The sequence below is a fragment of the Streptomyces sp. CRN 30 genome, from assembly GCF_034105845.1.
This window is the reverse complement of sequence record NZ_JAVRHI010000509.1, coordinates 1-23,134: the sequence shown is the minus strand read 5'-3', so window position 1 is coordinate 23,134 and position 23,134 is coordinate 1. Positions and strand designations below refer to the sequence as shown.

Annotated in this window: 26 protein-coding genes; 13 read left to right on the top strand and 13 right to left on the bottom strand. The window is 73.3% G+C overall.

The window, feature by feature from the left end:
* Window positions 1–15: 15 nt before the first annotated feature.
* From UW392_RS59080 to UW392_RS59065, 4 genes are all read right to left on the bottom strand, one after another.
* Window positions 16–1,197, bottom strand: coding sequence for a hypothetical protein (locus UW392_RS59080; protein ID WP_320783765.1), 1,182 nt, complete (start codon window positions 1,195–1,197; stop codon window positions 16–18).
* A gap of 99 nt (window positions 1,198–1,296) precedes the next feature.
* The gene (locus UW392_RS59075) at window positions 1,297–3,423 is read right to left on the bottom strand and encodes a xanthine dehydrogenase family protein molybdopterin-binding subunit (protein ID WP_320783801.1); all 2,127 of its coding nucleotides are present in this window, start codon (window positions 3,421–3,423) and stop codon (window positions 1,297–1,299) included.
* 101 nt (window positions 3,424–3,524) lie between these two features.
* The gene (locus UW392_RS59070) at window positions 3,525–4,517 is read right to left on the bottom strand and encodes a xanthine dehydrogenase family protein subunit M (RefSeq protein WP_320783764.1); all 993 of its coding nucleotides are present in this window, start codon (window positions 4,515–4,517) and stop codon (window positions 3,525–3,527) included.
* Window positions 4,514–5,125 (bottom strand): (2Fe-2S)-binding protein, encoded by a 612-nt coding sequence (locus UW392_RS59065; RefSeq protein WP_320783763.1) that lies wholly within the window; start codon window positions 5,123–5,125, stop codon window positions 4,514–4,516. The genes UW392_RS59070 and UW392_RS59065 overlap by 4 nt, the downstream gene beginning before the upstream one ends.
* A gap of 259 nt (window positions 5,126–5,384) precedes the next feature.
* Here UW392_RS59065 and UW392_RS59060 point away from each other — a divergent pair, with 259 nt between their 5' ends.
* Window positions 5,385–5,825: a hypothetical protein gene (locus UW392_RS59060; RefSeq protein ID WP_320783762.1), complete on the top strand. Its 441-nt coding sequence runs from the start codon at window positions 5,385–5,387 to the stop codon at window positions 5,823–5,825.
* Window positions 5,826–5,919: 94 nt separating this feature from the next.
* Here the strand turns inward: UW392_RS59060 and UW392_RS59055 are convergent, their stop codons facing one another.
* The 4 genes from UW392_RS59055 to UW392_RS59040 all read right to left on the bottom strand — a co-directional run bounded on the left by UW392_RS59055 (window position 5,920) and on the right by UW392_RS59040 (window position 8,814).
* Entirely contained in the window at window positions 5,920–6,903 is a 984-nt protein-coding gene (locus UW392_RS59055; protein ID WP_320783761.1) for an aldo/keto reductase, read from the bottom strand.
* Between the two features lie 101 nt (window positions 6,904–7,004).
* Complete coding sequence (locus tag UW392_RS59050; RefSeq protein WP_320783760.1) at window positions 7,005–7,811, bottom strand: metallophosphoesterase family protein; 807 nt, start codon at window positions 7,809–7,811, stop codon at window positions 7,005–7,007.
* On the bottom strand, window positions 7,808–8,110 hold the full coding sequence (locus UW392_RS59045) for a BON domain-containing protein (protein ID WP_320783759.1): 303 nt from the start codon (window positions 8,108–8,110) through the stop codon (window positions 7,808–7,810). Before UW392_RS59045 ends, UW392_RS59050 begins: the two co-directional genes overlap by 4 nt.
* On the bottom strand, window positions 8,110–8,814 hold the full coding sequence (locus UW392_RS59040) for a hypothetical protein (protein WP_320783758.1): 705 nt from the start codon (window positions 8,812–8,814) through the stop codon (window positions 8,110–8,112). Before UW392_RS59040 ends, UW392_RS59045 begins: the two co-directional genes overlap by 1 nt.
* 260 nt (window positions 8,815–9,074) lie before the next feature.
* Between UW392_RS59040 and UW392_RS59035 the strand changes: the two genes are divergently transcribed.
* The 4 genes from UW392_RS59035 (at window position 9,075) to UW392_RS59020 (ending at window position 12,808) form a co-directional block, all read left to right on the top strand.
* Window positions 9,075–9,968, top strand: coding sequence for an SDR family oxidoreductase (locus UW392_RS59035; protein ID WP_320783800.1), 894 nt, complete (start codon window positions 9,075–9,077; stop codon window positions 9,966–9,968).
* A gap of 66 nt (window positions 9,969–10,034) precedes the next feature.
* Window positions 10,035–10,505: an SRPBCC family protein gene (locus UW392_RS59030; RefSeq protein WP_320783757.1), complete on the top strand. Its 471-nt coding sequence runs from the start codon at window positions 10,035–10,037 to the stop codon at window positions 10,503–10,505.
* Between the two features lie 58 nt (window positions 10,506–10,563).
* Window positions 10,564–12,213 carry an NAD(P)/FAD-dependent oxidoreductase gene (locus UW392_RS59025; protein ID WP_320783756.1) on the top strand — a complete coding sequence of 550 codons (1,650 nt, stop codon included), beginning with the start codon at window positions 10,564–10,566 and terminating at the stop codon, window positions 12,211–12,213.
* Between the two features lie 58 nt (window positions 12,214–12,271).
* Window positions 12,272–12,808 (top strand): MSMEG_6728 family protein, encoded by a 537-nt coding sequence (locus UW392_RS59020; RefSeq protein WP_320783755.1) that lies wholly within the window; start codon window positions 12,272–12,274, stop codon window positions 12,806–12,808.
* Window positions 12,809–12,854: 46 nt separating this feature from the next.
* Here the strand turns inward: UW392_RS59020 and UW392_RS59015 are convergent, their stop codons facing one another.
* Together UW392_RS59015 and UW392_RS59010 are read right to left on the bottom strand one after the other, a co-directional pair.
* Complete coding sequence (locus tag UW392_RS59015) at window positions 12,855–13,166, bottom strand: hypothetical protein (RefSeq protein ID WP_320783754.1); 312 nt, start codon at window positions 13,164–13,166, stop codon at window positions 12,855–12,857.
* 27 nt (window positions 13,167–13,193) lie between these two features.
* Window positions 13,194–13,598, bottom strand: coding sequence for an SRPBCC family protein (locus UW392_RS59010; protein WP_320783753.1), 405 nt, complete (start codon window positions 13,596–13,598; stop codon window positions 13,194–13,196).
* Window positions 13,599–13,762: 164 nt separating this feature from the next.
* Between UW392_RS59010 and UW392_RS59005 the strand changes: the two genes are divergently transcribed.
* On the top strand, window positions 13,763–13,936 hold the full coding sequence (locus UW392_RS59005; RefSeq protein WP_320783752.1) for a CsbD family protein: 174 nt from the start codon (window positions 13,763–13,765) through the stop codon (window positions 13,934–13,936).
* 123 nt (window positions 13,937–14,059) lie between these two features.
* On the opposite strand, the gene UW392_RS59000 is transcribed toward UW392_RS59005, so the two are convergent.
* Window positions 14,060–14,269: a hypothetical protein gene (locus UW392_RS59000; protein ID WP_320783751.1), complete on the bottom strand. Its 210-nt coding sequence runs from the start codon at window positions 14,267–14,269 to the stop codon at window positions 14,060–14,062.
* 428 nt (window positions 14,270–14,697) lie between these two features.
* On the opposite strand from UW392_RS59000, the gene UW392_RS58995 reads away from it, so the two are divergent.
* Window positions 14,698–16,665 carry a DUF1996 domain-containing protein gene (locus UW392_RS58995; RefSeq protein WP_320783750.1) on the top strand — a complete coding sequence of 656 codons (1,968 nt, stop codon included), beginning with the start codon at window positions 14,698–14,700 and terminating at the stop codon, window positions 16,663–16,665.
* A gap of 103 nt (window positions 16,666–16,768) precedes the next feature.
* Here the strand turns inward: UW392_RS58995 and UW392_RS58990 are convergent, their stop codons facing one another.
* Window positions 16,769–17,260, bottom strand: a complete 492-nt coding sequence (locus UW392_RS58990) for a lamin tail domain-containing protein (protein ID WP_320783749.1) — start codon at window positions 17,258–17,260, stop codon at window positions 16,769–16,771.
* A 216-nt stretch (window positions 17,261–17,476) separates the two neighbouring features.
* Here UW392_RS58990 and UW392_RS58985 point away from each other — a divergent pair, with 216 nt between their 5' ends.
* Window positions 17,477–18,271, top strand: coding sequence for an SDR family oxidoreductase (locus UW392_RS58985; protein ID WP_320783748.1), 795 nt, complete (start codon window positions 17,477–17,479; stop codon window positions 18,269–18,271).
* Between the two features lie 75 nt (window positions 18,272–18,346).
* Entirely contained in the window at window positions 18,347–19,516 is a 1,170-nt protein-coding gene (locus UW392_RS58980) for a YihY/virulence factor BrkB family protein (protein WP_320783747.1), read from the top strand.
* Between the two features lie 111 nt (window positions 19,517–19,627).
* Here the strand turns inward: UW392_RS58980 and UW392_RS58975 are convergent, their stop codons facing one another.
* Entirely contained in the window at window positions 19,628–19,840 is a 213-nt protein-coding gene (locus UW392_RS58975) for a hypothetical protein (RefSeq protein WP_320783746.1), read from the bottom strand.
* A gap of 256 nt (window positions 19,841–20,096) precedes the next feature.
* On the opposite strand from UW392_RS58975, the gene UW392_RS58970 reads away from it, so the two are divergent.
* Genes UW392_RS58970 through UW392_RS58955 form a run of 4 tightly spaced genes read left to right on the top strand, consistent with a single transcriptional unit; the run spans window position 20,097 to window position 23,018 of the window.
* A complete protein-coding gene (locus UW392_RS58970; protein WP_320783745.1) occupies window positions 20,097–20,282 on the top strand; it encodes a hypothetical protein in 186 nt (61 codons plus the stop codon).
* 38 nt (window positions 20,283–20,320) lie between these two features.
* Window positions 20,321–21,046: a hypothetical protein gene (locus UW392_RS58965; protein ID WP_320783744.1), complete on the top strand. Its 726-nt coding sequence runs from the start codon at window positions 20,321–20,323 to the stop codon at window positions 21,044–21,046.
* Window positions 21,043–22,095, top strand: a complete 1,053-nt coding sequence (locus UW392_RS58960) for a DUF6895 family protein (protein WP_320783743.1) — start codon at window positions 21,043–21,045, stop codon at window positions 22,093–22,095. Before UW392_RS58965 ends, UW392_RS58960 begins: the two co-directional genes overlap by 4 nt.
* The gene (locus UW392_RS58955) at window positions 22,092–23,018 is read left to right on the top strand and encodes a DUF6895 family protein (RefSeq protein ID WP_320783742.1); all 927 of its coding nucleotides are present in this window, start codon (window positions 22,092–22,094) and stop codon (window positions 23,016–23,018) included. The genes UW392_RS58960 and UW392_RS58955 overlap by 4 nt, the downstream gene beginning before the upstream one ends.
* Window positions 23,019–23,134 lie beyond the last annotated feature (116 nt).

Genomic DNA, 23,134 nt, shown 5'->3' with positions numbered 1-23,134 from the left:
CACTGCCGCCTCATGTTACGTGCTCTCCTTGACCTCCTCGCGCTCGGGTGCGGGTGCGGACGGGGCGGCGGCGGGTGCGTCCCCGTCGCCCGGCGTGCCGAGCAGCCCGGCCCGCGCACGCTCCAGGGGCTTCGCCAGCGTGCGCAGGGAGAAACGTTCACGTGGACGGGGCTCCTCGCGCGGCGCCGGGACCGGTCCGGGGCCCTCCTCCCGGTACGCGGCCAGCGCCTCGTGGGCCCGGTCGGCGGCCTCCCGGTACAGGTCCCGCGACTTCGTCATGGCCTCCAGGGCCTCCGCGTACGCGGCCACGAGACGGCGGGCGTGGTCCAGCTCCTCCTCGACCGTCAGCAGGTGCCACTGCTCGCGCAGCTCGGTGACGGCCTCCCCGGCCCACGCGGGCAGCGGTCTGGGCAGGGAGGCGTACCGCACCACCGTGTCGATGAGCTCGGTGGGTTCCGAGCCGTCCAGGAACACGGTGCGGACCGCGAAGTCCTCGGCGTCGTAACCGGGCCGCGCGGGCGTGCCCGGCAGGACGACGGCACCGCCGCGCGGCACCCGTACGCCCAGGTCACCGAGGGCCCAGTTGACGACCTGGAACTGGTCCGGGGCGGCCCGGTGCTCCACGACGCGGTGCCGCAGCCCGGGCGGCAGCAGCGGTGCCAGCGGCCGCAGCCCCCGCTCGTCCGGGGTCATGGCCTCGTGGACGACCACGTGGATGTTCCAGCTCTGCCGGACGCAGTCCTTGAGCAGGCGGCGCAGCTGCTTCTCGTCCGTGGGCAGCCGGTTCGTACCGCGCAGGCGGAGCCCCGCCACCACGTCCTGGTCCCAGGCGGCGGACCCGCCGACGGGCTCCTCGGGCCAGAAGACGGTGGCGGGTGAGATCCAGTCCAGCTTCCAGGACCACTCCGCCTCCGCCGCGAGCACCCACTCCTGTGCGCCCTCGCCGTCCGGCGGCTCCACCGTGAGGCGTGCCCGTACCACTATGTCGCCGGCGACCAGCCATCGGGCCTCGAAGACGTGCCGGCCGGCCGTCTCCTCCGGGTCGTCGAACTCCAGGTGGTCGTGGATCACCCCGGCGCTCTTCAGCTCCGCCAGACGGCGGCGGACCAGCTCCTCGGCGGGGGAGCCCGTATGGTGCCCGCGCGCCAGCCAGACGCTGTCGGGTGCCGTGGCAGGGGCAGCGGGGGATTTCGCCATGGTTCTCTCTGAGCAGACGGAGCGGATGGACGTCGGATGCGCCTCCCAGTATGGTCCGCCCACGTCAGACGCCCGCGGACGGGACCACCGGCAGGTGGATCACATTATGGCCACGTGTCCCGCGTGCTGCTGTTCCCGCAGGGCGGTCAGGATGCGGTCCGGCGTGAGCGGCAGCTCGCGGAAGCGGACCCCGGTGGCGTGGTGGACGGCGTTGCCGATGGCCGCGGCCGAGCCGACGATGCCGATCTCACCGATGCCCTTGCTGCCCATCGGGTTGAGGTGCGGGTCGTCCTCGTCGATCCAGTGCGCCTCGATCGCGGGCACGTCGGCGTGGACGGGCACGTGGTAGGAGGCGAGGTCGCGCTCGGCGAAGTCACCGAAGGCCGGGTCCACCGTGCTGCCCTCGGTCAGCGCCATACCCAGTCCCATGACCATGCCGCCGACGAACTGGGAACGCGCGGTGCGCGCGTTCAGGATGCGGCCGGCGGCGTACACGCTCAGCAGCCGGCGCACCCGGACCTCCCCGGTGACCGTGGAGACGGCGACCTCCGCGAAGTGCGCGCCGAAGGCGTGCCGGGCGTAGTCGCTCTCCGCGTCCGCCGTGCCGCTGGTGTCGGCGCGGGAGCTCAGCCCGTCCGCGGGGACGGGCCCGGTGTGGGCGGCCAGCCGGCCCGCCAGCCGGGTGCACGCCTCGTGCACGGCCCAGCCCCAGGACGCCGTGCCGGACGACCCGCCGGCCAGCGGGGCCGCGGGCAGGTCGCTGCTGCCGACCTCGGTGCGCACCCGCTCCAGCGGGACGCCCAGCGCGTCGGCGGCGACCTGGGCGAGCACGGTGCGGGCACCCGTACCGATGTCGGCCGCGTTGACCCGGACGACGAAGGAGCCGTCGGGCAGGGCGTGCGCGGTCGCGGTGGACGGCGACACCATGACCGGGTACGTGGCGGATGCCACGCCGGACCCCACCAGCAGCTCCCCGGTGGAGGCCCGCGCCCGGGCCTCCCGGCCCGCCCAGTCGAAGCGGCGGGCGCCCTCCCGCAGGCAGTCCGCCAGGTGCCTGCTGCTGAACGGCCTGCCGCTGTCGGGCTCGCGGTCCGTGTCGTTGACGATCCGCAGCTCGACGGGGTCCATGCCGAGCTCACCGGCCAGTTCGTCCATGGCCGACTCCAGGGCGTACATCCCCGGCGCCTCGCCCGGCGCGCGCATCCAGGACGGGCTCGGCACGTCCAGCGGCGTCACCCGGTGGGAGGTGCGGCTGTGCGGCGAGCCGTACATGACGCGGGACGGCACGGCGGCCTGCTCGACGAACTCCTTGATCTGCGAGGTGTGGGTGGCGACCTCGTGGATGAGGGAGGTCAGCCGGCCGTCCCGGCCGGCGCTGAGGCGGAGGCGCTGCAGGGTGGGGGCGCGGTGTCCCACGACGGTGGCGAGCTGGCGGCGGGGGAGGGCCACGGTGACGGGACGGCCGGCCCGCCGGGCGGCCATCGCGGCCAGCACCACGTCCGGACGTGGCGTCCCCTTCGACCCGAAGCCGCCGCCGACGTGCTCGGCGGTGACGGTGATCCGCTGCTCCGGCAGCTCGAACAGGGTGGCGAGCGTCTGCCGCACCTTCGTGGTGCCCTGGCTGGAGGTGTGCACGACGAGCCGCTCCCCGTCCCAGTGGGCGGTGGACGTGTGCGGCTCCATCGGGTGGTTGTGCAGGGGCGGCACCCGGTAGCAGGCGTCGACCCGGACGGGCGCGGCGGCGAAGCCGGCGTCGGGCGTGCCGCGCTCCCGGGTGCCGGGCTGCCCGCCGTTGGCCTCCTCGGGGGCGTAGGAGGCGGGATGGTCCTCGGTGAGGGTCACGTCGTGCTCCTCCTCCGCGTAGTGGACGCGGACCGCTGCGGCGGCGGCGCGCGCCTGCTCCAGGGTCTCGGCGACCACCAGGGCGACGAACCAGCCGTGGTGCGGCACCCGGGCGTCCTGCAGGACGGCGAGGGTGGGGTCGTCCGGCTCGGCCAGCCGGGGCGCGTCCTCGTGGGTGAGCACGGTGAGGACGCCCGGCATGCCGAGGGCGCCCGCCGTGTCGACGGCGCGGACGCGGCCGCGGGCGACCGTGGCCTGCACGGGCCAGGCGTGGGCCCGCCCGGGCAGGTGGTGCTCGGCGGCGTAGCGGGCGGTGCCGGTGACCTTCTGCCGCCCTTCCCGGCGCTCGGCGGGAGCGCCGGTGGCGGTGTGCGGCTGTGCCATGGGGGTGGCCATCGGGTTGGCCAAGGGGTGGGCCGGGGAGTCGGCCATGGGATTCTCCTTCGGACCTTCGAAGCGTGCCGACGCGTGCCGACGCGAGGGGGTCAGGACGCGGTGGGCGGTGCCAGGCGGGTCAGGACGTCCACGCCGACGTTGCGGGCCAGGGGCACCTTGTAGGCGTTGTCCGGGAACGGCTCGGCGGCCTCGAGCTCCAGATCGAGGGCGTGCTCGAAGGCGTCCCTGGTGGGGGCCGCGCCCAGCAGCGCGGCCTCCGCCCGCTCGGCCCGCCACGGCCGGTGCGCCAGCGCGCCGAAGGCGATGCCCACGTGCCGGACCACCCCGTCCTCGACACGGAGGACGGCGGCGACGGAGGCGAGGGCGAAGGCGTACGAGGCGCGGTCGCGGGCCTTGCGGTACGCGGACGGCAGCCCGGCCGTGGCGGCCGGCAGCACCACCCCCGTGACGAGCTCGCCGGGACGGATCTCGGTGTCCAGCTCCGGGTGCTCACCGGGCAGCCGGTGGAACCCGGCCGCGGGCACGCTCCGCGCGCCCCGTGCCCCGTACAGCTCGATCCGGGCGTCGAGGGCCGCGAGGGCCACCGCCATGTCGGAGGGGTGGGTGGCGATGCAGTGCTCGGAGTGCCCGAGGACCGCGTGGTCACGGTGGACGCCCCCGCGGGCGGCGCAGCCGCTGCCCGGCTGCCGCTTGTTGCAGGGCTTGGAGACGTCCTGGAAGTACGGGCAGCGCGTGCGCTGGAGCAGGTTGCCGCCGGTCGTCGCCGCGTTGCGCAGCTGGCCCGAGGCGCCCGCGAGCAGTGCCTGGGACAGGGCCGGCCAGCGGTCCCGCACGGCGGGGTGAGCGGCCGCGTCGCTGTTGCGGACCGTGGCCCCGATGCGCAACGAGCCGTCGGGCAGCTCCTCCACCGTGTCCAGGGGCAGCCGGCCGACGTCGATGAGGGCGGGCGGCTCCTCCACACCCAGTTTCATCAGGTCGACGAGGTTGGTGCCCCCGCCGAGGTACCGGGCGCCGGGGCGGGACGCGTACGCCTCGGCCGCCTCCTCGACGCTGCCGGCCCGTACGTACGCGAACGCCTTCACCGGATCACGTCCTCGACCGCGTCGACGATGTGCGGGTAGGCGCCGCAGCGGCAGAGGTTGCCGCTGAGCCGCTCGCGGATCTCGTCCCGGTCCAGTGGCACCGGAGCGCCCGAGGGTGTGCCGGGATCGGTGACGTGCGACGGGTGGCCCGCCGCGGCCTCGTCGATCGCCCCCAGGGCGGAGCAGATCTGCCCGGGCGTGCAGTAGCCGCACTGGAAGGCGTCACGGTCGAGGAACGCCTGCTGGAGGGGGTGGATGCCCGCGCCGTCCGCGCCGTCCGCCTCGTTCCCGCCGCCGGACCCGTCGGTGAGTCCTTCCACGGTGACGACCTCACTCCCGTCGAGCGAGACGGCGAGCAGCAGGCAGCTGTTGACCCGGCGGCCGTCGACCAGGACCGTGCAGGCGCCGCACTGGCCGTGGTCGCAGCCCTTCTTGGCGCCGGTGAGGTCCAGGTCCTCCCGCAGGACGTCCAGCAGCGCGCGCCGGTGGTCCAGCGTCAGGGTCCGTGGTGTGCCGTTGACGTGGAGGGTCACGTCGGAGTGGTGACGGTCCGCCGTGGCCGTGGCGGAGTCGCCGCCCGGCGTCGCGTCGTGTCGCTGGCTGCCCATGAGGTCGATGGCCTTCCGCGGGGGGACAAGTTGCTGTCGGATCGCGTATCCAGGCTGCGGCAGCCGACACGGACCGGCACGTGGTGAACGCCGCGCCTGTACGGGGAGTGACGAGTGGAATCCGGACGGTAGCGGTGGGCGGGCGCGCGGGCGGGAGGGCGTGGCGGGTGCGCGGGAGCCGGCGGAAGCCCTCCACACTCTCGCAAGTGCCGTGTGAATCACCGTGTTTGCGGTCCGGGCGAGCGGCAAAGCGGTGTCCATGAGTGGAGCGAACGAGAACACGAGCCGGAAGACCGAATCCACGCGGACGGCCGCGTCCAAGGCCCGACAGGCCACGGACAAGGCGACGGCTCCCGCCTCCCGGTCCGCGAAGACCGCCGCCGCGAAGGCGGAGGGCGCGACGTCGGCGGCCAAGTCGGCCACCACGTCCGCCGCCGAGCGGTCGGCCGAGGTGACGTCCGGGGCCGCGCAGGCCGCGGCCAAGGGCGTCGAGACGGGCCGTCAGGCCATCGTCACGGCCTCGGGGCAGGTGGCGGCCACCGCGAAGACGGCCTGGACGGTGCTGAAGCACCGCAAGCTGATCGCCGCGGGCGTGGGAGCGGGCGTCACCGTGCTGACCGCCGCGTCCTACGCGGTGGGCCGCCGCGCGGAGCGTCACTCGTACGGCCCCGTCACACGGTGGACCGGCGGCCGCATCTGACCGCCGGCCGAGGGGCCGTACCCGGACACGGCGCAGGAGCAGCCCGCGAGGCTGCTCCTGCGCCGTGTTCTCGTGCCGTGCCGTGCGGGCGGGACTACCAGCGGCCCTCGACCTGCTCCTTGATCCGGCGGTCGTACAGGTCGCGGACCGCGGCGAGCGTCTCGTCGGTCAGCGGCGGGAGCTTGGCGGCGGCCGCGTTGGCCCGGGCCTGCTCGGGGGAGCGGGCACCGGGGATGACGGTGGTGACGCCCGGCTGCTGGACGATCCAGCGCAGCGCCAGCTGGGCCGGGGTGTACCCCTCGGGGACGAGGGCCGCGAACTCGGCGGCCGCCTCGACCCCCGTCGCGTAGTCGACACCGGAGAAGGTCTCGCCCTGGTCGAAGGACTCACCGTGCCGGTTGAACGTGCGGTGGTCGTTCTCGGCGAAGACCGTGTCCTTGGTGTACTTCCCCGACAGCAGGCCGGAGGCGAGCGGCACCCGCGCGATGATGCCCACGCCCGCCTCCTGGGCCGCCGGCAGGACCTCCAGCAGCGGCTTCATCCGGAACGGGTTGAGGATGATCTGCACGCTCGCCACGCCCGGCCGCCGAATCGCGGTGAGCGCCTCCGCGCAGGTCTCCACGCTCACGCCGTACGCGGAGACGCGCTCCTCCTCGACGAGCTTGTCCAGGGCGTCGAACACCGCGTCCGAGGAGTAGACGGACGTCGGCGGGCAGTGCAGCTGCACCAGGTCGACGCAGTCCACGCCGAGGTTGCGCCGCGAACGGTCGTTCCACTCGCGGAAGTTGTCCAGGACGTAGTTCTCGGGGATCTGCTCGACCCGGCGGCCCATCTTCGTGGCGACCAGCACGTGCAGGTCCTGCCGGCTCCGCAGGAAGCCGGCGATGGTCTGCTCGCTGCGCCCGTCCCCGTACACGTCGGCCGTGTCGAAGAAGGTCACCCCGGACTCGGCCGCCGCCTCCAGCACCGACTGGGCCTCCCGGTCGTCCACGTCGCCCCAGTCGGCGCCCAGTTGCCAGGTGCCGAGACCCACGGCCGACACCCACTGACCCGATCTCTCGATTACGCGTTCTTCCATTGCGTCAGTCTGTCATCCGCCCCGCCCGACGGGCAGGACGAAGCGCTCCGGCCCGTCGTCGCGGCGGACGGGCCGGAGCGCTCGGCCGGGCTGTCACACCGTCACGTCATGAACCCCGGCGCGGGGTCCTCGGCCGACTGCCACGCGTGCCCGCCGCCGGCGGGTGCCGCGGCCGGTTCGGGCTCGGGGGTCTGCAGGTGGTACACGTTGAAGGCGCGCCGAATGACCGGTTGCGCCACGTTGCGCACCCGGACGCCGCCGCTGGTCATCCCGTGCTCGGAGCCGGCGTGGGCGTGCCCGTGGACCGCGAGGTCCGCGCCCGCCGTGTCGATCGCCTCCGCCAGCAGGTAGCTGCCGAGGAACGGGTAGATCTCCAGTGGTTCGCCGGCCAGCGTCTCGGCGACGGGGGAGAAGTGGGTGAGGGCGACGCGGGCGTCGCAGCCCTGCTCGCCCAGCTCCTCCAGGGACCGGCGCAGCCCGTCGGCGCAGCGGCGGGAGTACCGCACGAACTCCTTCATGACCGGCTCGCCGAACTCCCCGGCGCTGCGGCCCACGAAACCGCCCCCGAAGCCCTTGGTGCCGGCCACGCCGATCCGGCCGTGGGCGGTGCTCACGACGGTCGCCCGTCCCTCCAGCACGTGCACGCCCGCGTCCTGGAGGATCTCGGTGACCTCCTCGGGCCGGTCGTCGTGGTGGTCGTGGTTGCCCAGGACGGCGACGACCGGGACGGGCAGGCCCCTGACCTCCTCGGCCACGACCCGGGCCTCCTCCGGCGTGCCGTGCCGGGTGAGGTCGCCGGCCAGCAGCAGGATGTCGGCACAGTCGGGCAGGGTGTCGAACGCGGGCCGGAGCACTCCCTGGCTCTCGGGCCCCATGTGGATGTCTCCTACGGCTGCGACCCTGATCATGCGAGCTCCTCCGCGTGGTCGGGAGAGTCCGTCTCCGCGATCACGATGTCGCTGTGGACCGGTACTCCGGCCAGTTCCTCCTCGGCGGTCGCGAGGACCTGGTCGCGGCACTGGGCCGAGGGCACCGTGCCGGTGAGCAGGACGGCCGGACCGCGGGCCTCGACCCGCACGCCGAGCTCCGCGGAGTCCCCCTTCGCGAGGCGGTCCCGCAGGTGGGCGACGCGGTAGTCCAGGTTCTGTACGTTCCGGTCCTGCGGGGCGTCGCCCGCGGGCTGCCGCGGTGTGCTGTGCTCGTTCATCAGTGCTCCTCATGCGGGGCGATGACGTCCAGGCGCTCCAGGAGGAAGAGGAAGGCGGCGGGCATGGGCGCCGCACCGCAGTCGCGCCGGACCTCGGCCCAGTCGATCTTCTCGCGCAGCGCCCGCGCGATCGGCAGGACCGAACCGAAGTCGCAGTAGTGCTCGGAGAAGGCCCCGAGCAGGCTCCTCATCAGGTCGGTGGGCGCGAGCACCGGCATCCGGACCGAGTCGACGGGCAGTTCCTCCGCCCGGTCGAGCATCTCCAGGGTGACCGGCTGGTGCGCCAGTTCGAAGATGACGTCCACGTCCTGGCCGAGGCACTTGGCCTTGATCAGCCAGTCCTCGGGCGGTGTGTAGACCAGCAGCCCGGCCTCCTGCAGCGTGGCGGCCACCGCTTCGGCGTCCTCGGGGCGGACACAGAAGTCCGCGTCGTGCTGGAGGTTGCCGCTGCCGCCGTGCGCGTACACGGCGACGCTGCCCGCCAGCGCGAACGGGTGCCCCTGGCGTTTCAGCAGCGCGCCGACCTGTTTGGCCGCTTCGAGGATCGCCTGGTTGCGGTCGCGGGGCAGCTCGTGCTCGTGTTCGTGCACGTGGATGTCCTGCTCCTGCACGAGCACGTCCTGCTCGTACACGCCGCGCCCGTTCAGCTGTGCGGTGCGCAGGCCGAGCGGGCGCAGGTCGCGCGGATCTGCGCTCGTGCTCATAGCCGCGTCATCCGCGTTCTGCGTCATTGCGAGACTCCGATCGCCGAGACGGAAGGTTGTCTGGTTACGGGGAGCGACCACAGCCCCGTACGACGCCGGGTACCCACCACGCGCGCTCCGAGACGGGGAAGACCGCGGGAGCGTGGGGGACCAGGAGCGCGAGCGAAGAAAGCGAGAAAAGCGAGGAAAGAGCTGAAAGGGGAACGCGTACCCGTGTCATGACGGACAGGACCTGCGTGACCGACCGACAGGAGGAGCCGGTGGAGCACGGACCGTTGCGGGACCGCACCGTGGTGGTGACCGGCGCCGCACGAGGACTGGGCGCCGCGCTGGCGCACGAGCTCGCCCGGCGGGGAGCGAGGGTCGCCCTGCTGGGACACGAGAAGGAGCGGCTGGAGGCCCTCGCGGACGCACTGCCCACCCGGGCGGCGGCCTGGGAGGTCGACGTCACCGACGAGCCGGCCATGGCGGACGCCGGCCGGCAGGTGCGCGCACGCCTGGGACGGCCGTCGGTCGTCGTCGCCAACGCCGGGGTCGCCGAGGGCGGCCTCTTCGCCGACACGGACATGGCGTCCTGGCGCCGGGCCGTCGACGTCGACCTGGTGGGCAGCGCGCTCACCGCCCGCACCTTCCTGTCCGACCTGCGGGACACGGCGGGCTACTACCTCCAGGTCGCCTCCCTGGCCTCCCTCGGCGCGGCGCCGATGATGAGCGCCTACTGCGCGTCCAAGGCGGGTGTGGAGGCCTTCGCCCACGCGCTGCGGGCCGAACTGGCCGCCGACGGCGTCGCGGTGGGCATCGCCTACCCCGGCTGGATCGACACCGACATGATCCGCGACGCCGACCGGTACCCGGTCATGCGCGGACTGCGCGCCTGGATGCCGCCGCCCTCCGACCGTTCGCTCCCGGTGGAGCGGGTCGCCGCCCGGCTGGCGCGCGCCGTGGAGCGGCGGCGCACCTCGGTGTACGTGCCGCGGTGGCTCGTCGCCGTCCAGGCGGTCCGTACCGCGCTGCCGCCCGTCGTCCTGCGCGTGACGCGCCGCGAACTGCCCCGGCTGGCCGCCCGGCAGCCGCTCGCCCCCACCGGGCTGCTGGGGCCCGGCGGGGACGCGGACCGGCCGGACAGCGGCGGACGGACGAACCCGCCGGGTTGAACCACGGACCGGTGGGGAACCCGGGGCCGGTCCCCATCCCCGCACGGCGTGTCCTAGGAGGCACCGTTGGCAGCTCGCCACCGACTGATCAGGCGAAGTCCCCGGGACGTCTGGGCCGTTCTCGCCGACGGCGACCGTTACGCCGAATGGGTCGTCGGCACGGCCGAGTCCCACCCGGTGCGCGGCCACTGGCCCGAGGTGGGCTCCGCGCTCCGGTACGAGGTCCGCACCGGTCCCCTCACCCTGCACAACCAGACGGTCGTCCGGTTCTGCGACGAGGGCCGGGAGCTCGGCCTCGAGGCCCAGGCGGGCCCCCTCGGCACCGCACGCATCGCCATCGAGGTGCGCCCCTGGGGCGAGGACACCCTCGTCGTCATCGACGAGCACCCGCTGAGCGGCGTGGGCGGGGCGCTGCACAACGTCGGCCTGGAGGCGTTCATCACGATCCGGCACCGCGCCATGCTCAAGCGGCTCGCCGACGTGTGCGAGAGCGAGCCCCTCTCCGGCCGGTCGGCCGCGCCCGTCGGCGCCTCATGACCGGCCGCCCCCGCCACCCCGCACCCAAGCCACCCGTACGACGGAACAGGAAGTGATCATGCCGGACGCCGTGGTGATCGGAGCCGGTCCCAACGGTCTCGTCGCGGCCAATCTCCTCGCCGACGAGGGGTGGAGCGTCGAGGTACTGGAGGAACAGGACGAGCCGGGAGGAGCGGTCCGCCACGACAAGGGCGTCGACCCCGACTTCACCAGCGACCTCTTCAGCGCGTTCTACCCGCTCGCCGCCGCGTCGCCGGTGCTCGCCCGGCTCCGCCTGGACCGGCACGGCCTGCGCTGGAGCCACGCGCCGCGCGTCCTGGCCCACCCCGTGTCCGACGGCCGCTGCGCCGTGCTCGGCCGCGACCTCGACGACACGGCCGCGTCCCTCGACGTCTTCGCCGACGGGGACGGCGCCGCGTGGCGCGACCTGCACGACGTCTGGGAACGGCTGCGCCCCGACATCGTGAAGGCGCTGTTCACCCCCTTCCCGCCGGTGCGGGCGACGGCGAGACTCGCCACCCGGCTGCACGCCGCCGGCGGGCTGCGGCTGGCCCGATCGCTGGTGCTGCCGGTGAGACGCCTGGGCGAGGAGGAGTTCCGCGGTGAGGGCGGCAGACTGCTGCTGGCGGGCAACGCCCTCCACGCCGACCTGGCACCGGAGGCCGCGGGCAGCGGCGGCTTCGGCTGGCTGATGTCCATGCTGGGCCAGACGTACGGCTTCCCCGTCCCCGAGGGCGGCTCGGGCGCCCTCACCGAGGCGCTGGTCCGCCGGCTCAAGGAGCGCGGCGGTGTGCTGCGGTGCGGGACCCGCGTCTCCCGCGTCGAGGTCCGGCAGGGCCGGGCCGTCGGGGTGTGGACCGCCGACGGCGAACCGGTGCGGGCCCGGCGCGCCGTCCTCGCGGACGTGTCCGCCCCAGCCCTGTACGGCGGCCTGGTGGACAGTGCCCACCTGCCCGCGCAGGTCCTGGCCGACATCCGGCGCTTCGAGTGGGACTTCGCCACCTTCAAGGTGGACTGGGCGCTCGACGGTCCCGTCCCCTGGCAGGCCCCCGAGGCCGCGGGGGCGGGCACGGTGCACCTGGCGGACGGGGTCGACGAGCTCACCCGGTTCGCCGCCCAGGTCGCCATGCGCCAGATCCCGGACCGGCCGTTCACGCTGTTCGGGCAGATGACGACGGCCGACCCCACCCGCTCGCCCGAGGGCACCGAGTCCGCGTGGGCCTACACCCACGTGCCGCACGAGGTCAGGGGCGACGCGGGCGGCGAGGGACTGTCGGGGACCTGGGACCACAAGGAGCGGGAAGTCTTCGCCGACCGGGTCGAGCAGCAGGTCGAGCGCTTCGCCCCGGGCTTCCGCGCCCGGATCCGCGCCCGCCGGATCCTCGCCCCGTCGACGCTGCAGTCCATGAACGCCAACCTGCACGGCGGCGCCATCAACGGCGGTACCACCGCCATGCACCAGCAGCTCGTCTTCCGCCCCGTGCCGGGTACGGGACGCCCCGAGACCCCGGTGAAGCACCTCTACCTGGCGTCGGCCAGTGCCCATCCGGGCGGCGGGGTGCACGGGGCGCCGGGCGCCAACGCCGCGCGCGCCGCGCTGCGCGGGCACCTCGCCCGGCCCTCGCTGACGCGCGTCCAGTCCCTGCTGACCCGCCGTGACCGGACGGGGGACCGCAGCGCCGGCCCCGGCGACGGCGAGCGGCGATGACGCGCCGCTTCCGGGGCGGCGCGGTACGGATCCGGGACGGCGCGGTACGGACAAGACCATGCAGACATTCCTGACCCATGCCGACTTCACGGAGTCGGCCCTCGCCCTCGACATGCGCCGGCTGGGCAAGCAGCGGGTGGAGACGCTCCAGGTGCTCCGCGGCCTGACGGTCCCGGGGTACGGCTGGCGCCGCCATCCGGCCGTCCGCATGTGGAAGGGGTACGAGGAGGCGCTGGTCCGTTACGGCCTCCAGATGTGCCACGTCTGGCGGGACCAGGGGCACCAGGACAGCTGTGCGGCCAAACTGGTGGCCGACCTCGCCGCGTACCGGCCCGGGGCGCAGGTGCGCACCCAGGAGGAGCTGGCCGCCGCCGGGGAACTGCCGCCCTGGCTGGGCGAACCGGCACTGCACATCAGTCACCGGTCGGCGCTCGTCCGCAAGGACCCGGACTACTACGCGCCGCTGTTCGCCGGGGTGCCGGAGGAACTGCCGTACTTCTGGCCGGTGTCGGACCGTGACCCCGAGGCCGCGGCGGAGGCCGAGGCCGCGGCCGCCGCGGCGGCGTCGGAACCGTCGGAGCCGGCGGACGGCTGAACGGGTGGCCGTACCCGGGTGCCCGCCGCCCGGGTACGGCCCACGGTCACACCGGATGGCCCTGAGCGGCGAGCCAGCGGTGCACCGCGTCCTTGTCGGCCGGGGTGATGCGGAGGGGCCCGTCGACGACGGGCCCCTCGTCCTCGTTGAAGCCGGTGTCCGTGACGCGGGCCGTCACCCAGGTGGCGAGGTCCTGCGCGGCGTCCGACGACAGGGCGCCCCGCTCCCAGCCGCCGCGCGCCTCCCGCGCGGCCTCGGCGTCGTGCTCGGCGGTCTCCCGCAGCCAGCGGGGGACGAGGCGTTCGACGGTCTCCCGGTCGGTGACGGAGCCGGACGGGTGGTGTTCGTGTGCGTTCATGCACGCCGGGTTCCCCGGAGCGCCGCGTCAGTCCCGGTCGGCGCCCTCGACGATCTCGCCGAGCCGGTCCAGGCTGCGCCGCAGGGCGTCCTCCACCGCCCGGCGCGGCGGTGCCTGGTCCTCGTCGAAGAACGACAGGTGGACGATCACCTCGCTGGGCGCCTCCTCCGTCCCCTCCACCTGCAGCCACCCGGCGTAGTGGCCGGACCCGCGGGTGCCCCACTCGACGCGCATCTGGTCCTCCTCGACCCGGACGAGGGCCGGTTCGCCGCGGTGCTCCGGCGGATCGACCACCGTCACGGCCGGCGGCTCCTCGACGCGGAAGTGGAACGAGGGCGACATCCACCGGCTGCTCTCGCTCAGATCACTGGCCTCCGCGAACACCGTGCGTGCCGGTGCCGCCACCGTCTTCGTCATCTCGAACTCGGACACCTCGGCCTCCTCGTGCGTGTGGGCGGGTGCGGGCCGGACGGGTTCCCGTGCGCTCCACGCCGACACGCGCCGGGGGCGGCAGGCCCACTTCCCGGGTTTGAGTGCGGCGGGATCGGTCACCCGATGCAGCAACGCATAGTCGACCACTGATGGAGTGAAGATCTGTGGCTGGTGACGAGAAGGCCAAGGGCAAGGTGGAGCAGGCCAAGGGCAAGGCCAAGGAGACGGTCGGACGCGCCGTGGGCAACGAGCGGATGACCGCGGAGGGCCGGGCGGAGCAGTCGAAGGGTGACGCCCGTCAGGCCAAGGAGAAGACGAAGGACGCCTTCCGCCGCTGACGCGGCACTTCTCGCGTAGGTCTCACCGTGGGCCCCCGTCCTCTGGGACGGGGGCCCACGGCATGTCCGGAACGTCCGCGGGCACCGACCGGGTCGGCACCGCCGTGACCGCGCCCGTGTTCCTCAGGTGAACCAGCCGCCGTTGGGGTGGGCGCCCGGCGCGGGCGGCAGGGCCGGGGCCGACGAAGCGGCGGGCCTCGGCGGGAGGCCCGTGACGTCCATGTTGAGGACGCGGTCGAGCTCCCGCTGGATGCGACGGGCTTCCTCGCGGGTCTGCAGCGGAATGTCGCCACGCTCCCGTATCAGCTGGGCGTAGATCGGTGCGTCGTGCACGAGTCGGGATGCTCCTCGGGTCTGGTGCCTCACCTCGTCGGCGGGGCAACGGCCTCACCACGGTCACCATCCTCTCACCCCGAGTCAGGTCCACGGGTGTGGGGGCCCGTCCGGCACCGGGTTCCCCACCTGCGCACATGTGCGGTACGGCGCGGTGTCGGCGCTGGTCAACGCCGATCGGGCGGGCGGCCGTTGCGCACACGCCCCGCCACGGCCCGTGCGCCCGCGTGTGTGAGGCGCCGGGAAAACAGTGGGGCGGGATGAACGCACCGGGGCGCCGCCGCGTATAGGCGGCCGGGGGATTGTCATGCCGACCGACGACGAAGCGTAGGAGTACTCCCTTGGCACGCAACAGCCGCAGACGCCCGACGGGCCCACGACGTGCGACCTTGGCGGCGGTCGCGCTGATGCTGGGCGGAGGGGGGCTCATGGCGGCGAACGTGTACGCCACGGCCTCCGAGACCGGCTCGGCACAGCCGGGTCAGACCCGTGCCGACCAGGCCCTGGCGTCGGGCGCCGCCACCATCGACTGCCCGGACGTCGGCGACCGGCTGACGTCGGTACCGGACCCGGCCAGGGCTGAGGTCGACAGGGAACTGGCGGCCCTGGACCAGCAGATCGCGGAGGCCTACCAGCGACTGCAGGACTCGACGCAGGCCCTGCAGCAGGACAGCGGCTTCGCGGACTCCGCGATCATGAACCCGCTGAAGGAGAAGCGGGCCGCCACGATCGAGCGGATCGCCCTCGCCATCGGACGCGAGGAGGAACGCCCCCAGGGCCTCGACTCCCTCGCTCAGTGCACCCTGCGCGCCTCCGGCAACCAGGACGGCGGCGACGCCCAGGAGGGGCAGGAACAGGACGGGAACGGGCAGGAACAGGACGGCAACGGGCAGAACCAGGGCGACGGGCAGAGCGACGGCGCCGGTCAGGACGGCCAGGACGGCCAGGACGGTCAGGACGGTCAGGACGGTCAGGAGGAGGGCAACGGCGGGCAGGCCGGCAACGGTCCGGTCGCCGCGGACTTCGTCGACATCACCACCGTCCAGCCCGACGCGCAGGAGCCGGCCCAGGAGGACGGCGCCTCCCGCGGCACCTTCACCACCGAGTGCGGCGTGAACGCGAACGGCCTGTTCAACTCCGACAACGTGATCGTGGCCCCCGGCGTCTCCAACGGCGCCCACCACTTCCACGACTACGTCGGCAACCAGGCCAACGACGCCTTCGCGAGCGACGACGACCTCGCGAACGGCGAGACGACCTGCGTGGACCAGGGCGACCGGTCCTCCTACTTCTGGCCCGTCCTGCGCCTGCAGAACGGCACGCAGGAGCAGGACGCCGACGCGCCCGGCGGCGGCATCGAGGGCAACGCCGGCGAGATCGTCACGCCCGAGCAGGCCGAGATGACGTTCGTGGGCAACCCGCGCGGCGAGGTCGTCGAGATGCCGCGGCTGCTGCGCATCATCACCGGTGACGCCAAGGCGTTCGTGAACGGCACGGCCAACGCCAACGCCTCGTGGAGCTGCACCGGTTTCGAGGACCGCCAGCTGAAGGACAAGTACCCGCTCTGCCCCGACGGCAGTGACGTGGTGCGCACCTTCAAGTTCCAGAGCTGCTGGGACGGCCGCAACATCGACAGCGCCAACCACCGCACCCACGTGGCGTTCGCCGACGCCCAGGGCAACTGCGGCAACGGCTTCCAGGCCATACCGCAGCTGGTGCAGCGGATCGTCTACGACGTCGAGGCGCCGAGCCTGGAGGACGGCGGCCGGACGACCCCGCTGTTCGCGGTGGACTCCTTCCCCGAGCAGCTGCACAAGCCCGTCACCGACCACGGCGACTTCATCAACGTCTTCGACGAGGACCTGATGCGGGAGATGGTCGCCTGCATCAACGAGGGACGGGAGTGCGGCGCCGGTGACAACGGTGCCGGTGACGCAGACAACGGTGGCAACGGCGCCGGCGCCGGCGAGGGCAACAACGACAACAACGACAACAGCAACGACAACAGCAACGACGACAACAACAACAACGGCGACAACGACAACGGCGACGAGGGCGTCACGGCCGAGCCGTCCGCCGGTGCGCCGGGGCAGGCCGATCCCGCTCCCGCCGCGGGCGACACCGTGGACGAGGCTCCGGTGGACGGCGGCGGTGCCGAGAAGGCGCCCGAGGTCCTCGCGTCGGCCTCGCCCGCGCAGGAGGTGGCGGCCACGGAACAGCCGTCCACCACCACCGGTGACGGCGACCAGGTCGCGGGTGCGCGGACCGAGCCGCAGACGGTCACGGGCGGCGGGCTCGCCGAGACGGGTGCGCAGCTGTGGCCGGCCGCGGCCGGGGCGGCGCTGCTGATCGCGGGCTTCCTGCTGCTGCGGCACATCAGGCGCGGTGCCATGTAACCCCGCACCGCACCGGAGCGCACGGCAGCGGCGACCGGACCCGCCCTTCGCGGATCCGGTCGCCGCTTTCGTCATGCCCGGTGCCGGCTGCCCCGGCGCCCGGTCACTTGTGGAACGTGATGTACCCGTTGCCGTCACGGTCGTTGCGGGCCTTGGTGTAGGAGTGCACGTCGGCCCGGGCCCCGGAGGGCTTGTACAGGTAGATGGTGTCCTTGTCGTTGTTCCACAGGAAGTTGCAGTTGTTGCGGTACACGACGTTCTTCTTGTCGGAGTCGGTGCCGCGGCCGCCGCGGAGCTTCACGTAGTCGCCCGGCTCGAGGTGGTGGTTGGCCTTGAAGACGAAGCGGTTGCCGGCGGCGTCCTTGACCACGTAGCCCTTCAGGTTGACCTTCGCCGAACGCGAGTAGTTCTTGATGGTCAGGTACTCCTGATGGGTGTTGCCCTTGGTGCAGCTGTTGGAGTCACGGCCGGGCGCGTCGTACTGGACGCCGCGGACCTTCAACGCCGAGGAGTACTCGGCGGCCTGCGCGGGCGGGGCCAGGGTGACCAGTGAGCCGACGGCGACGGCCGTGGCTATGACATAAGACGTGCGCATGAGGAAATCCCCCCTCAATGGTGCTCTGAAGACACTGGAGCCTACACAGGTCCCTTACAAAGTCCCTACCTCGGGAACAGGAGACGTTGAAATATGTGCACGCATGATGGCATCGCTTGCGGGTAAGCCGCGTGTGCAATTAAAGTCGACGTCGGCGCGAGGGACAGCGGAAGACAACGAGAGACAGTACGTAAGCGGAAGGACCGTGACGCCACCATGAACATCGATCTGCAGGGCCGTACCGCCCTGGTCACCGGCTCCACCCAGGGCATCGGCGCCGCGATCGCCGCCGGACTCGCCCGCTCGGGCGCACGGGTGGCCGTCAACGGCCGCACTCCCGAGCGGGTGGAGCAGGCCGTCGCCGCACTGGCACGGGACGTGCCCGGGGGTGCGTTCGTGCCGGTCGCCGCGGACGTCAGCACCGAGGAGGGTGCGAGCCGGGTGGCGGAGGAACTGCCGGAGGTGGACATCCTCGTCAACAACCTGGGCATCTTCGGCGCCAAGGACCCGCTGGACATCACCGACGACGAGTGGCGGCGCTACTTCGAGGTCAACGTCCTGGCGGCGGTGCGCCTCACCCGCCTCTTCCTCCCCGGGATGACCGAGCGTGGCTTCGGCCGCGTCCAGTACATCGCCAGCGACTCGGCGGTCGTCATCCCCGCCGAGATGATCCACTACGGCATGTCCAAGACGGCGCTGCTCGCGGTGAGCCGGGGCTTCGCCAAGCAGGCGGCCGGCACCGGCGTCACGGTCAACTCCGTCATCGCGGGCCCCACCCACACCGGAGGCGTCGAGGACTTCGTGTACGAACTCGTCGACCGCGAGCTGCCCTGGGACGAGGCCCAGCGCGTCTTCATGCGCGAGCACCGGCCGCAGTCCCTGCTGCAGCGCCTGATCGAGCCGGAGGAGATCGCCAACATGGTCGTCTACCTCGCCTCCGACCAGGCCTCGGCCACCACCGGGGGCGCGCTGCGCGTGGACGGCGGTTACGTCGACTCCATCCTGCCGTGACGTCGTGCGCTCTCCCGGCCGCCCGGCCCGGATCCGCCGCGCGTGAACCCGTGTCGGCGGGATACTCGCCCGCCTATGGCTCGGCTGACGAAACTCGTACACAGGCGTCACCAGGAAGAACGCGAGCGGGGGGAGCACGAGGCGGACCCGGAGCCGCGTACCCCCGCGAACGGTGACACCGCAGGCAGGGACACCGCGGGCAGGGACACCACGGGCGGTGGCGTCGCGGACACCGGCGCCGCGGACCGTGACGACGCGGAGCGCGCGGGACCGGATCCGGAGGTGGAGGAGCGGGCCCCCGACACACCCCTCCACCTGCCGAAGCGCTCGTGGATGGCGGTGCTCAAGGGGACGGTCAAGGAGTTCCAGGACGACGAGCTGACCGACCGCGCCGCCGCCCTGACGTACTACAGCGTGCTGGCGCTGTTCCCCGCGCTGCTCGTCCTGGTCTCCATGCTGGGCATCGCCGGTGAGTCCGCCACCGACGAGGTCATGAACAACCTGCAGCAGCTCACCCCGGGGTCGGCCCGGGACATCATCATGGACGCCGTCGAGCAGTTGCAGGGCAACGCCGGCATCGGTTCCGTGATGGCGGTCGTCGGTCTGGTGCTGGCGGTGTGGTCGGCGTCCGGCTACGTCGCCGCCTTCATCCGCAGCTCGAACGCGGTGTACGACATTCCCGAGGGCCGCCCGATCTGGAAGATCCTCCCGGTGCGCCTCGGGGTGACCCTGCTGCTGATGGTGCTGGCCGTGGTCAGCGCGCTGATCGTGGTGTTCACCGGCGGGATCGCCCGGGAGGCCGGTGCCGCGCTGGGCATCGGGGACACGGCGCTGACGGTGTGGTCGATCGCCAAGTGGCCCGTGCTCGTGCTCCTGATCACCTTCATGATCGCGATCCTGTACTGGGCCGCTCCCAACGCCAAGGTGCGGGGCTTCCGGTGGATCTCGCCGGGCAGCTTCCTGGCCCTGCTGATCTGGCTGGTCGCCTCGGGCGGGTTCGCGTTCTACGTCGCCAACTTCGCCTCGTACAACAAGACGTACGGCACGATGGCGGGTGTGATCGTCTTCCTGGTCTGGCTCTGGATCAGCAATCTGGCGATCCTGCTGGGCCTGCAGTTCGACGCGGAGATCGCCCGGCAGCGGGCGATCGCGGGTGGCCACCCGGCGGACGAGGAGCCGTACGCCGAGCCGCGGGACACCCGGGCGTGGGACGAGCAGGACCGCCGCCGGGTGGAAGGCCCGTAGCCGGACCGGACTCGACCGAGCCGGGCCGGGCGGACGGCCGACACACTCGAGGAGCCGGTGCTTGCCGGCTCCTCGAGTGTGTCCGTGTCCCGCCGCCCGTCGGCGCCGCCCTCAGGCGGCCCCGCGTCGCGCTGCCGGAGCCGCCGGAACGGGCACCGTGCTCTCCCGCGCGTCCCGTCCGCCGCGTATCAGCCGCAGATGGTGCCGTGCGCGGGCATGGCGCCGTGGGCCTGCCCTGTCGAACAGGCGCTCTTCCCACCAGGTCATGCCGAGCAGCAGCCCTCCCATCATGGGCAGCAGCAGGACGGCAACGATGATGATCACGTCGGCCCACCCCTCATTGCGAACGCATCACCGGGTGCCCCGGGTCTCCGGCTCGAAAGGTGGCGTGACGCGAATGTGATGTGGGGGAACGGCTCCCGGGCGGATGTTCCGCGTCGCGCCGGGGCGCGGCCGCGAGGGCACCGGGTGAGCGGGCGGGCGACGGACGTCTTGAAGCGGACATTTTGCGACTTCGGAGCATATGCGTTCAAACTGGGACCAGAGGGTACTCGGCAAAGCCCCCGAAGGAGGCGATGGTATGTCTGCCACCGAGAACGTGATCACCGAAGTCACCGGCATTCAGGATGCCGATATCGAAGCGGCGCTCGACCCCGTGGAAACGGACGGCGTCTTCCGTGACAGCCGTGAGTGCGCAGCCCTCGCCCTGCTCGAAGGGCAGGGCAAGCTCCTGCTGTCGCCGCCGACCCCGCGCCCGAAGAAGTGACTGACGAGCACGGGACCGACGTCGACGGGAGCAGCTGAATGAAGCAGTCAGGCACTACGACCCTCTTGCAGGGCGCGGTGCAGGACCTCGCTTCCGGTGTGGTCTCCGCCCTACGGGGCGGGGACCACACCCGCGAGTCCGGCACCTGGTGCCCGTCCCCGGCCGACGACGGAGCGGGCGACCTCGCCCTCGCGGCGGTGCGGGTGCTGGGAGCCGACGCGCTCCTGCCGCACGCCTTGCTGCGCTTGGAGCCCGGCGCGGACGGACTCGCGCTGTTCAGGCGGGCCATGGCGGCCTATCCGCCCGCTTCCGGCGCCGCGCCCACCCTGCTGTGGAGCCACTGGGGCATGACCCGCGCGCTGCGGAGGATCGACCCGCCGGGCGGCGGCGCCGGCCCGTCCGCGGGCGCCGCCGACGTCCAGCCCGACGCGGGCTGGCTCGAGGACGTCACCTGGCAGGTGCTGACCCACCAGCTCGCGGTCCTGGCGCCGCTGGCGGTGCCCGGTAGCGAGGACAGCGCGGTGGCCCGCGTCGCCCGGGGCCGTCCCGTCGACGTGGCCCGGGGCTTCGTCCGCGCGGTGCGCCGCAGGGACTGGCTGCAGGCGGCGGGAGCGGGACGCTGGCTCACCCTGTTGGAGGGGGTGCCGGACACACTCGGTCTGGAGAGCGGACTCGACTTCGTGGCGCTGATGGGCGGCGACGACCAGCGGGTGGCCCTCCAGGTGCGGGCGGCGCAGCTGATGCGGGCCGGAGCGCCGGTGTGACGGGCGCGGGCGTCCACCGGGCGCGCGAGGTGGAGGAGGCCGCACTGGCCTGGCTGACCGCGCACCGCGAGGAGTTCGTGCTGGGGGAGGACGCGCTCGCCCCCGAGGGCCGGGTGAACGACAGCTGGAAGCCCCTGGGCGAACTGGCCCAGGTGTGCGTGAGCGTGCGCGGGCGGACCGCGCCCACGGACCCGGTGTACGCGACGGTCACCGATCTGCTGGCGTTCGCCTGGCGGCAGACCCGTCACGGCGCGCTCTTCCTCCAGCTCCAGCGACTGGAGCCGTTCGCCACCTATCCGCTGGAGGTGTACGCCCCGTTCGCCTCGGCGGGCCTGCGGCACCCCGGCTACGAGGCGGCCGCCGCCGCGGTGGCCCGCACCCGCGGCTGGCAGCTCACCGAGCAGCAGCCCACCCGCCGGCTCGGGGTGCGGATGGCCGAGCGGCGCAGCGGCATGCGGGCGCCCGAGCCGGGCCCGGAGGCCGTGGCGCGCACCTGGCTCGGCGGACTGTCCGAGCCGTGGACCTTCGAGCGCTCCTCCGGTTACCAGCTCACCCACGTGGTCTTCCACCTCACCGACTGGGGCTGCGGCGCCGACGGACTGCCGCCCGCCCTGGCCTCCTACCTGGCGCACTGGCTGCCGCCCTGGCTCGACTCCTGCCTGGAGGCCCGGGACTGGGACCTGGCCTGCGAGCTGCTCGCCGTGGCCGCGACACTGCCCCGGCCGCTCGACCCGGCGACGCTGCGGGACGCCTGGGACCGTACGGCGGCGGCACAGCACACGACCGGCGCCCTGCCCGAGCAGGGCGAGGGCCCGGCGGCGGACGAGAGGTCCGCGGAGGGAGCCGGCCGGTACTTCGCCGGCACCTACCACTCCACCCTGATGGCGGCCTTCGCGGCGGCCCTCACCCTCGGCCGCCCGCACGGTCGGGGCCCAGGCCACGGCTCGCCGCCGCTCCACGGCGACGGCGGACCGGCGCGGCACCCGCGGCACCCGTGGGACCCGTGGGGCGTACCGGAACGGCACGGCGGACAAGGAGTACGGGGATGACCGGGACCGGCCTGATCCACGACGTCGGCGTCCGTGCCATCGAGTGGCTGTGGACCCATCGCGAGGGCTTCCGGCTGGAACCCGACGCGGACCCCGAGATCGGCTTCCTGGAACGCTTCAAGCCGGTCGGTGAACTGGCCCTGATCTGCAAGGTCCTGTTCCGCGAAGGGGTCGCGGGCTCGCAGCAGGCCCAGCTGGCCCGGCAGTTGCTCGACCACGCCTGGCGGGACACCCTGGACGGCGGCCGCATGCTGGTGCGCGGCCAGCGGACGGAGCCGCTCTCACCCGTCCCGTTCGAGGTGTACCTGCCGTTCAAGGAGCTGGGCTACAGCCAGCCCGAACTGGAGCGGGCCGTGGCCCTCAACCACCGCCTCGACAGCTGGGCGGCGCACGAGCTGAGCCCGACCCGGCGGCTGGGACTGTCCGCCTTCGAGCGCCGCTTCGGGCTGGCGCCCCGGCCGCCCGAGGCGGACGTCGTGGGCGCGACCTGGCTGGGCCGCCGGCCCGAACCCTGGACGGTCGAGGGGCACATCGGCTACGACATCACCCACTGCGTCTTCCACCTCACCGACTGGGGCGAGGACCCGGACGGTCTGCCGCCCGCCCTCGCCGGCTACCTCGGCACCTGGCTGCCGGTGTGGCTCGACGACTGGCTGGACCTGCGCCGCTGGGACCTGCTCGGGGAACTGCTCGTGGTCGACGCCTGTCTGCCCCGCCCCACCCTCGACGCACGTGCCTGGGAGGGCTTCGCCGCCGCCCAGCAGCCCGACGGCGCCATGCCCGCCGTCCGGGAGATGCCCGAGGGCGACGCCACAGACGTGTTCGACGTGGTCTACCACCCCACCCTGGTGGCCGCGTTCGCCTCCGTACTGGCCACCTCCCGCGCCCTGTCCCGGCTGGCGGCCGCCGCATCCGCCCCCTGACCGGCAGGACGGCTCCATGACCGGCACGACCGCCTCCTGGCCGGGCGACCGGCCCGACCCCGACGGCCCGCACCCGGCCCGCGCGCCGAGGACCCCGCCGGCGGCGGCGATCAGCG